This window comes from Exilispira thermophila (assembly GCF_055389015.1).
In genome coordinates, this window is record NZ_AP042476.1 from 2,097,167 (window position 1) to 2,110,401 (window position 13,235).

Sequence of the window (13,235 nt, forward strand, 5' to 3'; positions counted from 1 at the left end):
CTATCTAATTTATATTTTTTATTTCATAATACCCTTTTCTTTCATAATACTCTTTTCTTATTAAATCTTAAATTTTATATAATCAGATTACTTGAATAATATAAAAACAATAACTTAATTGTTAGTAATTGTTCTATAAATAATATTTGACATCATTTCTATATCAAATGGTTTTTTTAAAATCTGTATTTTATATTTATTTTTAATTTTTTCAACTCTCTCATCTATTCCACCTGTCATTAAAACAATTTTAATATCTTTATTGATCTCTTTTAATCTCTTAATAACCATTTCTCCATTAAGTTCAGGCATTATTAAATCTACCAAAACAAGATCTATCTTATTTTGTTCCTTTTTATAAAGATTTATCCCTTCTTTTGGGGACTTAGTACTTTTAATCTTGTAACCAAGTAATTTTAAAATTTTGGAAGTTATTTTCAAAATATTTTCTTCATCATCAATTACAAGTATTTTTCCACTTCCTTTTTGCATTTTATTGTTTTCTAAACTATATTCATATTTTACATTTTTATCTTCAACTAATGGAAGGTAAACAATAAAATTAGTTCCTTTATTTACTTCTGAAAAAACATCAATTGCACCATTATGTTCTATTACAGTATTTTTTACCATGGTAAGGCCAAAACCTGTACCAGTACTCCCTTTTTTAGTAGTAAAAAGTGGATCGAAAATTTTATCAAGATTTTCCGGTTTGATTCCAACACCAGTATCTTTTATTTCAATTTTACAAAATCTTTTTTTTATACCTTTATCAGGGATATAGAAAACAAAATTATCATTAATTTTTTCAATATCACCTTCAACTATCGAAATATCTATCTTTAGGTCACCACCCCATTCTTCTGAATTTTTTCTCATAATAGTCATTGCATGAGATGCATTAATACAGATGTTTAGTAAAGCTAATTCAATTGAAGCTTTATCACAATTTAAAAATATATCCTGATCAGGTTTTTTTATTTTAATTGTAATACTTTTATCAACTGTTCTATTTAATATTTTTTCTAATCTTTTTATTATATCTTTAAAATTACAAATCTTTTTCTCACTTCCTTTTTCTCTGGATAACCCTTTAAGTTGATTTATTAGATCTTTTGCATTAGAAATAGAACTATTTAAATCATTAATTAAATCTTTAACTTCATTAAAATTAATTTTTTTTGAATTCAATTGATTCTCAAGTAAAAACATATTTCCAGTCATTTCTCCAACAATATTATTAAAATCATGTGCAATACCATTTGTAAGAATACCAACTGTTTCCAGTTTTTGTTGGTTTAATATCCTTTCATCTTTTTCCTTTTCTAAAGTCACATCATCTATTAAAAATATGAGATTGACTTCTTCATATACCGAAAACTTGTAACAAAATATATCAAGTATTTTACCGGAATAATTTTCTTCAAAAACAAATTCTTCATTATTTTCATTTATAAGGTTTTTAACAATATTTTCTTTATAATTATTAAAAAATGGAAATATCTTATCAATTTGATAATTATATAAGTTTACTTCATTCAAATCAAACATATTCACAAAATATTTGTTATATTTTATTATTTCAAAATTTTTGTTTACCACTACTAACCCTGAATGTATATTATCGAAAATTGAACGAAAGTAAGTTTCTGAAATTTTTAATTCATTTAAAATTTTTTCTTTTGAATCAACATTATTTTTTAATTTTTGAGTCATTTTATTGAAAATTTTAGCTAACTCGCCAATTTCATTTTCCTGCTTTATTTCAATTTTTACCCCATAATTTTCTGTTAAAATAGATTTCATTTTATCCATTATCTTATAGATTGGTTTTATAATTAATTTATCAAAATATAAATTCAAAATGATTATTAAAATTGCAATAAGAGTTAGAAGAATAAAAATCTGTGATATTAAAATAATACTTTTTTTAAAAACATAATTACTTATATCAAAATATACTATAATCTTACCATACTTTTCTCCTAAAATGTCTATAACTTTATTAAAAACTATTATCCTTTTAAATCCTCTTTTCAAAACATAAAAATTATTGCTTAAATTTTCTTTTTTAAAATTTTCATATTCATCTAGATTAATATCTTTATTTTTATAGGTTTTAATTTCATTATCATTCTCATCATAAAATTGAACAAGCAAGACATTATTGACATCCAATAGATTTTTGCTATAAAATTCTAAAGCTTCATACCTTTTTTCAAATATTGCATCAGCAATATCATCCTTATTAGCTTCAAAAGTTTGAATCAACAAATTTTCAACTAAATTGTATATAAATTTTTTTTCTATATTATTAAAAATTATAAAAAGAATAAAAATAAGGGCAAAAATAAAAAAGATAACACTAATTACAGTATAAATAAATTGATGTTTTAATTTTTTTTTCATAATTATTATAATAAATCCATATAATATTTTAGACTAATATACTTTTTTAAACATGTTCATATTTATAATTTTTTTATATATATTTATTTTTTTTCTTCATATTTATCAGGATAAATGGTTTTATAATAAACAGCATCATTATTTTCATATTTTATTATATATAAAGGTTTAATTGGATTTCTTTCTTTATTAAAAGAAATTTCTCCTGTAACACCTTCAAAACTTTTTATATTTTCTAAAGCATTACGCACTTTAGCTTTATCAAAACTCTTAGCTTTTTCTATTGCATTTTTTAATATGTAAACAGCATCATAAGCTAAGGCTGGACTATCAGAAAATATTTGACCAAATCTTTTTTCATAATTTTTTATAAAATTTATATTTTTTTGTAGTTTTAAATTTCTATTCCAATGAGAAACAGAAAAAGAATCAGTAAGAAAACCATCTGCATAATCAATTATTAGCTTATACCAGGCATCACCACCTAAAAGTATAGCATTTATGTTACTTTTTCTAATAGCTTTTACAATAAATCCTGAAGCTCTAGGATAACCCGGAATAAATATTAAATCAGGGTTTACTTTTTTTAAATTATCAATAATCTCTTGAAAAGAAATCTGTGTTTCACTATATCTACCTTCATAAACAACATTACCTCCAAATTTCAATAACACATTTTTAAAATATTTTGCCAATCCAATACTATATACCTGATCTATATCAACAAGGATTGCTGTTTTTTTACTTTTAATATTTTTAAAAGCAAATTTTGCTAAAGCTTTTCCCTGAAAATCATCTGAAAAGCAAACTCTGAAAATATAATTCCCAATTTTTGTTAATTCAACATTTGTTGAAAGATTTGAAATCATTATAGTTTTATTTTTTTGCAGTATTTTTGCTGCTGCAATTGAGTAAGAACTAAAAGTACACCCAATAACGGCATAAACCCCATCATTAACTGCTTTTTTTGCAGCATATTGAGCATAAATAGGACTTGATTTATTATCATATATTTTTAATTCAACCTTTTTACCTAAAATTCCCCCTTTTTGATTTATTTCATCAATTGCTAATTTAATCCCATTAACACTCTCTATTCTTCCTTTTGAAGATTTCCCAGTTAATGCAAAAATTGCCCCTATTTTTAATGTATTTTCACCTGGGGAACTTAATAAATTCTGTGAAAAGCAGCAATAAAAAAAAATAAATGAAAAAATAACTAAATATAAAAAAAATAACTTTTTTTTGCTAAATTTTTTATTCATTGTTATTTTCTTCTTTCAATATTTTTTTAAAAAGCATACATATATTAATAAAAAAATTAATATTCCAGATAAAATTTTTATAAAAAATCTCAATTTGATTATAATTAATATTTTTTTGTTTTCAAGAAATAATATAAATTTGTAATTTATTTTTCCTTATAAATTAACTATTTTTTAATCATATTATTTTACAATTTTGTATATAAATTTTTATAATGCATTTTTTTGTCTTGCATTAATTGTAAAGTGCATTAATATTTGACAAAAGCAAATATTAAAGGGAGAATTAGCATGATACTTTCTGGGAAAGAGGTAAAAAAATATTATCTGGATCTTTATAAAAAAGAATTTGAAAACAAAAATATAAAAATAGCATTATTTGAAAATATCTATGACCCTGCTTCTGTTTCTTATGCAAATCAAATAAAAAAAATGTTTAAAAATGTAGGAATAGAATTTATCTCTATTCAAATAAAAAATATTAATAATAGTGGGAAAGAAAAAGATAAAAAAGAGATTGAAAAAGAATATTTAAATCTTCTTAATCAATATAATAATGACAAAAATGTTACTGGCATTTTTGTACAAATGCCATTGGTTGGAAAGATTGATAAAAATATTATCGTTGAAAATCTTAATCCTAAAAAAGATATTGAAGGAATTACCCCTTACAATCTTGGTAAATTATTTTCAGGAGATGAAACAATTGTTCCTCCAACAGCTAATTCTGTTATAAAAGTTGCTGAATATTATAAAGTTGATTTTACTGGAAAGCTTGTTGCAATTGTAAATAGGTCATTAATTGTCGGTAAACCTTTAATTCCTTTACTATTAAACAGAAATGCAACTGTAATGACCTGCCATTCAAAAACAAAAGATTTGAAAAGTACATTAAAGCTTGCAGATATTGTTATCACAGCAGCTGGTAAAGCAGGATTAATAACAAAGGAACATATAAAAAATGGAGCTATTGTTTTAGATGCAGCAATAAATTTTAAAGATGGGAAAATGTGTGGTGATGCTAATTATGAAGAGATAAAAGAAATTGCATCAATAACACCAGTACCAGGTGGAATTGGTCCTGTCACAAATACAATGATTTTAAGAAATATATTGAATTTGTATAATATAAATAACAATTAATAACAATTGAATTTTAAAATTAAAAAAATATATATATTTTTGTATTTTAATTTATATTTTTATTGTGATTTTAGAAAAATTTAATTTAGAAAAAGGGAAAATTTATTCAATTGTTGGTATTTCTAAAAACAGTGGAAAAACAACTACATTAAATCAGATATTAAAAGAAGCTTACAATAATAATCTAATTTGTGGAATTACAACAACTGGAATAGATGGGGAAAAAAAAGATTCTGTTTTTAAACACCCAAAGCCTGAAATTATTACATACCCTGGCTTTTATATTGCTACTTCTCAATTGTCTTTTTTACAAAATCCTGGAATTTATGAAATTATAGAAAATACTGGAATTAACAACATATATGGAAATATATATATTGCAAAATCATTAAAAAAATCAAAAATTGAACTTATAAATTCTACTAATCTTTCAAATATGCTTAAAATATTAAAAAGATTAAGAATGGTTTCTGATATTGTTTTAGTTGATGGTGCATTTGATAGAGTCACCTCTGCATCACCCTTTATTTGTGATGGTTTTATATATGCAATTTCTATATCTCAATATAAATCTCTTGCACAATTTGAAAAATCTATAAATGATTTACATATAAAACTTTCTATAAATAATACCTGGCTTCTTAAAAAGAAAAAGGGGAAAGATTATAAAGACATTAATATTAGTAAAAATCATTATAACTACAGTGAAAATATTGCTACCACTTTTCAAAACATTATAAAAAACATTTCTTTAAAAGAATCTGAAACATTATCAAAAGTATTTTTTATATTTTCTTTTTCAACAAATATAGCTGATTTTAATAATTCAAAAAAATACAATGAAAAAAATTTTAATAACACAAAAACTTCCATAATGAAAAGCATAAAAAGTATAATGGATAAATTTTTAAATAATAAAGAAATTAAGTTTAAATTTTATAATAATCTTAATTTTTTTATTGTTATTTTAAATACAGACTCTCTTATAACTATTAGCAAAAAATTAACTTTTATTTTACAATATTTTTTCAAATACAATTTAATTGGATTGTACACACCCGGTGCTTTAACAGATTCCATAGCAGAAATTCTATTTAATGCAAACTTTAAAAAAAATAACTTTAATATCATTATTAAAGATTTTACAAAATACTTTTTGACAAATATTTACTATAAAAAATTATTAAATAGAAATATAGCTATTTTACCACTATTTTACTCTGAATTAAAAGGGATAACAATTTCATCTTTTTCAAATTTGTCAAAATCATTAAATTTAAAAAATCCAAAAATTATAAAAGCTTTAATTAAAAAATATTTTGATAATTTTCCTGTAATTGATCTATTTACAGATTAATAACTTAATTAAAGTTAATTTAATTAAACAAAATTTATTTTTAATTTAAATTATTTAAAATTTTTTCCAGATCTTTTAAAGAATAGGTTTTTTTTTTTTACCATTTCATCAAAATTATAATCTTTATAATCAGTTATAACATCATCATTAGAATATCCACTGGCAACAACAGTTTTTATATTTTCATCAATAGTTTTTATAATATAGTTTAATTTCAAACCACCTAAATCTCAAAGGAACAATTAAATCAATAATAGTAACTGTATATTTACTCCTGTTTTTATCTTTATTCAATAAAACAATTCCGGCTGAAAATCTCTCAAATAGCTATTCAAAATAGATTTTGTATTTAATCTGGATTTGGAAAATAACTAAAAAGTAAAAATAAACAAAATAAAAAGTTGATTAATAAAAAAAATAACATAAAATATTAAAAATAAATTCATATTCATTTTTCAAACAGGAGGAATAAATGAAAAACAATAATTTTACTAAACTAATAATAACAATTTTAATAATTGTTTTTGGATTTATACTTTTTATTTCTGCTTCAGACCCTATAAAAAAAAGTGACCAATTTTTTTCTCAGGATAAATATAAAGAAGCCTATGAAATTTTAAAATCAGAATATGATAAAGGGAATAAAAGCTTTGAACTACTCTGGAAATTAACAAGAGCTTTAAAAAATTATTCAGATGACTTTGAAGAAAACAAAGACAAAAGGCTTTCTATGCTTGATGAAGCCAAAAAATATATAGAAGAAGCAAATAATTTAAAACCTGAAAATGATTTTGCCCACTACTGGAAAGCTGCAGTTTTAGGAACAATTGGAGAAATCAAAGGACCTTTAAATGCTGTTTTTTTAATGGATCCAATGGAAAATGAGTGTGTAGCTGCTATTAAATATAATCCTAATTTTTCAAGAGCATATTATGTATTAGGAGCACTTTTTGTAAAAGGTCGAGCTGTTGTTAACCCTTTTAAATCATCTTATTTAAAAAATATAGGAATTTCATTAATTTACAAAGCAATTGATCTTTATGAGAAAGGGGAGGACCAAACAGATATAGCCTCTTTATACTATCATGATTTAATAGAGTTTTTAATTAAAAGAAATTATAGTTTAAAAAGTAAAATAAAATTGTGGAATGATTTTAAAAAGAGATATGCAAAAGAAACCTCTTATAAGAGACAATACTTTTTTTATGGTATAATGGATAAACCAACTTTATCAGACCATGATGAAATTTTGAAATTAAATCAAAAACTCCAAAACTTAAAAGTTTATCATAAATGGGATCAGGAAAAAAAAGATGATGTAAATAAAATGTTAAAAGAAAATGGATTTTAGTAAAATAAAGAAGATTTTTTTCGTTAAATTAATTGACAAAAATTAAAATTAATTTAAATATATATTCACTAAAAGCGCCTGTGATTCAACGGTAGAATGCAAGCTTCCCAAGCTTGATACGGGGGTTCGACTCCCCTCAGGCGCTTTTTTTTGTTGCTTACCTCTTTTAAAATAATAAATCTTTTACAAGTAGTTGTTAGTTGCTAAAGGCTAAAGAACTATAATGACTTCGTGGCTAGTGCAGTTAATAATAAAATTGAAATTGTTGTATTTAATTAAATAAATAAAAACTATATATATCATAATTGAAATTTTTTGACTGGATTGTAGTTGTCAAAGACAAAAGAAAATAATGACTTCGTAGCTAGTACAGTTAATAATAAATTTGAAATTGTTATATTTGATTAAATAAGTTAAATTTATATGTCTATCATTATTAAAATTTTTCGAATGGTTGTCAGTTACCAAAGGCTAAAGAAATATAATGACTTCGTGGTAGGTGCAGTTAATAATAAAACTTGAAATTATAATATTTGATAAAATAAATTAAATTTATATGTCTATCATTATTAAAATTTTTCGAACGATTGTTAGTTGTCAAAGACTTAAAAGACTTAATATTAAATTATTAGTAATGCTTATCTTGATTAAATTTTAAAATTACATAACTAACCTAGCGAGAAAAATTTTAATAATGATAGAATTATTTCTTATTTTTTAAATATCCCAATAATTTCAATTTTATTATTAACAAATAGGATTTTTTCGATCCCCCTCTCAAGCTTATCTTTTTCAAAACAATTTAATATAACTTGTCTTTCTTCTTCAGTTATTCCAAACTTTAAATTAAGCAATTTTATTAAAACCTGTTGCTTATCAAGTATTTGCCCTTTTAGTGTTCCTTCTTTTATCAATGATTCCAATATTGATGGCATCTTATTCTCCTTCTCTTCAAGTTTTTTTATCACCATTTCCCTATCTTCACTTTTCAATATTGAAAATATATATACATAAAATATTCCTTTTATCTCTCTATTTTCAATCTCTTCATCTATTATATCAAATATCCTGTATATTATTTCCTTATCTTCTTCTGCTTTATATTTTAATACATCAAGTGCTAATTTCAAGTATCTATTATAATTCATTACTTTATAACTTAATTTATTCTTACTATCATTAAAAAATAGATATTTAAAATTTAATAAATATTTATTAAAATTATTTTTAATCTCTTTATCTATTTTAAAATTATTTATAAATTCTGTATCAATATCCCATTTACTTTTTCCATGATAAAAAACAACAGGTATTATTAAAGATAAATCTTTATTGTTTTGAAAATCTTTTTCCCATTTAACTAACATATATCGTAATAGTTGAATAAAGATAGCATTATCTTTATATGATTTATGTTCAAAAAGGAAGTAAATGTTAATATTATGTTTAGAGTTAATTAAATTAGTTTCAAAAACAAGGTCAGCAAATCTATTTTTAAATTCCTTTGTAATGTATGAAGAGTCAACAATTTTTAGGTTATCAATATCAATATAATTTTTAATATTACCAGGTAAAATAATATTAATAAAATCTTTAGCATTATTAATATTTTTAAAAACAATTTTAAAGAAAGTGTCATGAGGATGTTTAATAAAATTATGATATAGTTCTTTCATAAAATATATCTCCATTTATTATTCTTTTTAATTATTCCATTATATAATTTTTTTGTCTTTTATTATATATAGACAAAAAAATATTCAAAAAAGTTGCAGAAATGAAAAAATTTATTTCCGTGGTTGGTGCAGTTAATGACAAAATTTGAAATTTTAATATTTACTTAAATAATTAAAAATTATATCTCTATCATTGTTAAAATTTTTTGAGTGATTGTTTGTTGTCAAAGACATAAAAGATAAAATATTTATTTTTGTTTAATGCTATAATGGATATAACTATAAAATTACATAACTAACCTAACGAAAAAAATTTTAACAATGATAGAATTATTTCTTATTTTTTAAATATCCCAATAATTTCAATTTTATTATTAACAAAAAGAGGTTTATTTTTTAAAATTTTTATTTAATATTGATTTGTAATGTTTTTTAAAAATATCCCATTTGAAGAAAATTTTATATTTAACAAAAATGAAGCAAATATTTCTGAAATCCAGAATCTATTAGAATTTTCATCTATATTTGGTAAAGAGCAGTTTTTTGTTTTTGAAAAATTTTATAAAAAAGGGGATGAAAGAAATCTTATTAAAGATTATAATACCCAACAAAAAGGGGTTGAATTTTTTAAAAAGCAACCTGATATTCTTTCTAATCTCAAAATCAAAATATCTAAAATAAAAAATATAAGAAATTTATACAGAAACAAATTTTACAAACTATCAGAAACTGATCTTTTTGATTTAAAACAATTTATCTTGAATTTTAAAAAAATAAGTTTGTTATTTGAAACAACTAATATTAAACTTATTGAAGATACACCAGATGTTATTTCTATTTTAGATATTTTTGAGAAAAAAAACAAAGATATTTCTACATTTTATATATCTGAAGATTATACTGAAAAACTTCATAATCTCTATCAAAAATTAAAAAAAGTTGAAAACCAACTTTTAGAAGAGCAAAATAAAATTGAAAAAAATATAAATAAAAATTTCCTTGATATCTCTTTTGGTAACCAGAAAATAATTTTAAAGGAATCAGAAAAATATAAAAAATTTAATGATTATATTAATTTTTTTGAAATAATTGAAGATAATCCTGTTTATATAAAAATCAAATTAAAAAATACTGAACTTATTAAAAAACTTGAAGATCTAATTTCTGATATCAATGAAAAAATTATTGATGAAAAAGAAAATATCCTTGAAAACATTTCAAAAAAAATATTTGAAAAAAGGGAGATAATTCTTGAATCATTTAAATATATTGGAATAATTGATTCTTTCCTTGCTAAAGTAACATTTGCTATTAAATATAATGGAATTATTCCTGAAATTAACTATGACAAATTGTTATTTGTAAATGCAAAAAACCTTTATTTAGAAAATATGTTAAAAAAAGAAAACCTTGAATATACCCCTTTATCAATTGAGTTAAATAAGGGGCTTGCTGTTATTACAGGTTCAAATATGGGAGGGAAAACCTGGGTTTTAAAAACAATTGCTCAAATTGCATACATTGTACATGCTGGATTAATGGTACCTGCACAAAAAGTTTCTATCCCTTTATTCAATGGAATATTCATAAGCAGTTCACAGAATTTACAATCAATGGAAGGATTATCTTCATTTGGATTTGAACTTTTTTCTTTAAGATTAATCTGGAATTTTATTAATAATTTTTATTTGATTTTACTAGACGAACCTGCTAAAGGAACCAACCCTTACGAAGGGAAATCTATAGTCAAAGCTTTAGCAAAAACATTAGCTTACTCTAATTCTTTTTCTGTAATAACAACTCATTATGATGAAATTATAAATGGTATTATTTGCAAAAAATTCATTATTAAAGGTATTAATGAAGAAAAATTTATACAATATATTGATTTTTTATACAAAAAGAGTAGAATTAATATCGACAATAAAAATATAGATAAAACTGATAAAAAAACAAAAAATAATGAATTAAATAATAATTATCTTATAAAAGATAATCTGGATATAAAAAAAATACATAAATTTATAGATCATAATATTATCGAAATTAAAGATAAACTTGAAGTTCCTAAAAATGCTATAAAATTAATTAAATTATTTAATTTTGATGAAGGTTTTATATCTTTATGTGAAAAATATTTAAAAGAAGAAAAAAAAGATTAAACAAATTTTAAAGGGGAGATTATGAAAAAAGGATTAAAAATTACTTTGATCATTATTGCTACACCAATAGTTTTATTTGCATTATTTCTACTAATTTTCACAATTCTTGATTATAATCCAAAACCAATTATTCCCCTGAAAGTGGAAGGGAATGCTCCTTATACAAAACTTCCTGATACTTTTACTATTCTAACATGGAATATCGGATATGCAGGACTAGGAAAAGAAGCAGATTTTTTTATGGATGGGGGAACACATTCACTTCCAGCTAACAAAAGTATTGTAGAAAAACATATTAAAAATATTACAAATTTTTTAGCTTCAAATGATGTAGATTTTTATCTTATCCAGGAAGTAGATGTTAATTCAAAAAGGTCTTTTCATATTAATGAATATGATAAAATTAAAAATACATTACAAAACAAAGAGTATGTATTTGCAACAAATTATAAAGTTTTATTTGTACCGGTACCACTTTCTGCACCTTTAGGAAAAGTTAAAGCTGGAAATATGACTATCTCCAATTACAAAATAGAAAATGCCACAAGGTATTCTTTTCCAGGAAATTATCCATGGCCTGTTAAATTATTTCAACTTGATAGATGTTTTCTTGTAACTGAAATTAAACTAAAAAATAAAGACAATAAACTTATATTAATCAATACACACAACTCTGCATTTGATAAAGGTGGATTTTTAAGAAAAAAACAATTAGCTTTTCTAAAAGAATTCATTACAAACGAGTATAAAAAAGGGAACTATGTTATAGTTGGAGGAGATTGGAACCATACACTTCCTGGTGTTGACAACAATTATTTCCCACATAAGCAGGGAACTCCTGACTGGGTTATTCAATTTCCTTCTGACTGGACACCTTATGGATGGAAATGGGGAGTTGATACACAATGCCCTACAACAAGATCTGATGATGTTCCTTATACAAAAGGGTACAATTTCCTTACTACCATTGATGGATTTTTAGTGTCTCCAAATATAGACATCATTTCAGTTAAGGGTGTTAATTTAGAATTTGAAGATAGTGATCATAATCCCGTATTAATTAAACTCAAACTTAAATAAAAAATCATCCATTTCGCGCTTTATACATTATATCTAATAATTGCTTTATTGAATTATCCAAACCATAAAATATAGAATGTGCAATAATTGAAAAACCAATGTTTAATTCATATATTTCTTTAATGGAAGCTATTTTATATACATTATGGTAATCAAGTCCATGCCCTGCTGCAACTTTTAATCCAAGTTCAAATCCTTTTCTAGAACCATATAAAATTCTTTTAAATTCAAATTCTATTTCTTCATCTGTTTTAGAATTTGCATATTTCCCAGTATGTAATTCAACTCCAGTTACCCCAATATCTGATGATAACTCAATCATCTCAATATCTGGTTCAATAAACAAAAAGGTTTCAATCCCATTTTTCTTATATTCAGGAACTATTTCTCTCAATAATTTCTCATGTTTTCTTATGTCGAGTCCACCCTCTGTTGTAATCTCCTCCCTTCTTTCAGGAACTAAAGTAACTTTATGAGGTTTTAGATCTAAAGAGATCTTTATTATCTCCTCATTTAAAGCCATTTCCATATTTAATTTTGTTGTAATCACTTTTTTCAAAAGATAAATATCATCATCTTTAATATGTCTTCTATCCTCTCGAAGATGTGAAACAATAGATGTTGCTCCTGAAGATTCTGCAATTAAAGCTGCCTGCACTATTGATGGATATTTTGCACCCCTTGCATTTCTTAATGTAGCAACATGATCAATATTGACTCCTAAAAGAATTTCGTTCATAATTTATCTCCATTAATTATTATCTTTTACCCTTTTAATCTTATTTTTAATAT

At 22.9% G+C, this 13,235-nt stretch carries 10 protein-coding genes and 1 tRNA gene; 6 read left to right on the forward strand and 5 right to left on the reverse strand.

The genetic code is table 11. The annotated features are described in order from the left end of the window. Positions 1–114: 114 nt before the first annotated feature. Positions 115–2,409 (reverse strand): ATP-binding protein, encoded by a 2,295-nt coding sequence (locus ACZ5EC_RS08835; protein ID WP_464302115.1) that lies wholly within the window; start codon positions 2,407–2,409, stop codon positions 115–117. 83 nt (positions 2,410–2,492) lie between these two features. Further along, the gene (locus ACZ5EC_RS08840) at positions 2,493–3,674 is read right to left on the reverse strand and encodes an ABC transporter substrate-binding protein (protein WP_464302116.1); all 1,182 of its coding nucleotides are present in this window, start codon (positions 3,672–3,674) and stop codon (positions 2,493–2,495) included. Between the two features lie 291 nt (positions 3,675–3,965). Between ACZ5EC_RS08840 and ACZ5EC_RS08845 the strand changes: the two genes are divergently transcribed. Next, on the forward strand, positions 3,966–4,817 hold the full coding sequence (locus tag ACZ5EC_RS08845) for a bifunctional 5,10-methylenetetrahydrofolate dehydrogenase/5,10-methenyltetrahydrofolate cyclohydrolase (RefSeq protein ID WP_464302117.1): 852 nt from the start codon (positions 3,966–3,968) through the stop codon (positions 4,815–4,817). Between the two features lie 64 nt (positions 4,818–4,881). Then, positions 4,882–6,174: a hypothetical protein gene (locus ACZ5EC_RS08850; protein WP_464302118.1), complete on the forward strand. Its 1,293-nt coding sequence runs from the start codon at positions 4,882–4,884 to the stop codon at positions 6,172–6,174. A 50-nt stretch (positions 6,175–6,224) separates the two neighbouring features. On the opposite strand, the gene ACZ5EC_RS08855 is transcribed toward ACZ5EC_RS08850, so the two are convergent. Further along, positions 6,225–6,392 (reverse strand): hypothetical protein, encoded by a 168-nt coding sequence (locus ACZ5EC_RS08855; RefSeq protein ID WP_464302119.1) that lies wholly within the window; start codon positions 6,390–6,392, stop codon positions 6,225–6,227. A gap of 254 nt (positions 6,393–6,646) precedes the next feature. On the opposite strand from ACZ5EC_RS08855, the gene ACZ5EC_RS08860 reads away from it, so the two are divergent. Further along, positions 6,647–7,525 (forward strand): hypothetical protein, encoded by an 879-nt coding sequence (locus tag ACZ5EC_RS08860; protein ID WP_464302120.1) that lies wholly within the window; start codon positions 6,647–6,649, stop codon positions 7,523–7,525. A 74-nt stretch (positions 7,526–7,599) separates the two neighbouring features. Further along, positions 7,600–7,670, forward strand: a tRNA-Gly gene (locus ACZ5EC_RS08865). A gap of 565 nt (positions 7,671–8,235) precedes the next feature. On the opposite strand, the gene ACZ5EC_RS08870 is transcribed toward ACZ5EC_RS08865, so the two are convergent. Then, complete coding sequence (locus ACZ5EC_RS08870) at positions 8,236–9,201, reverse strand: Rpn family recombination-promoting nuclease/putative transposase (RefSeq protein WP_464302121.1); 966 nt, start codon at positions 9,199–9,201, stop codon at positions 8,236–8,238. Between the two features lie 425 nt (positions 9,202–9,626). On the opposite strand from ACZ5EC_RS08870, the gene kamC reads away from it, so the two are divergent. Together kamC and ACZ5EC_RS08880 are read left to right on the forward strand one after the other, a co-directional pair. Further along, complete coding sequence (gene kamC, locus ACZ5EC_RS08875) at positions 9,627–11,363, forward strand: lysine 5,6-aminomutase reactivase ATPase KamC (RefSeq protein WP_464302122.1); 1,737 nt, start codon at positions 9,627–9,629, stop codon at positions 11,361–11,363. Between the two features lie 21 nt (positions 11,364–11,384). Next, on the forward strand, positions 11,385–12,443 hold the full coding sequence (locus ACZ5EC_RS08880; RefSeq protein ID WP_464302123.1) for an endonuclease/exonuclease/phosphatase family protein: 1,059 nt from the start codon (positions 11,385–11,387) through the stop codon (positions 12,441–12,443). A gap of 4 nt (positions 12,444–12,447) precedes the next feature. On the opposite strand, the gene ACZ5EC_RS08885 is transcribed toward ACZ5EC_RS08880, so the two are convergent. Further along, positions 12,448–13,182, reverse strand: a complete 735-nt coding sequence (locus ACZ5EC_RS08885; protein ID WP_464302124.1) for a pyridoxine 5'-phosphate synthase — start codon at positions 13,180–13,182, stop codon at positions 12,448–12,450. Positions 13,183–13,235: the final 53 nt, after the last annotated feature.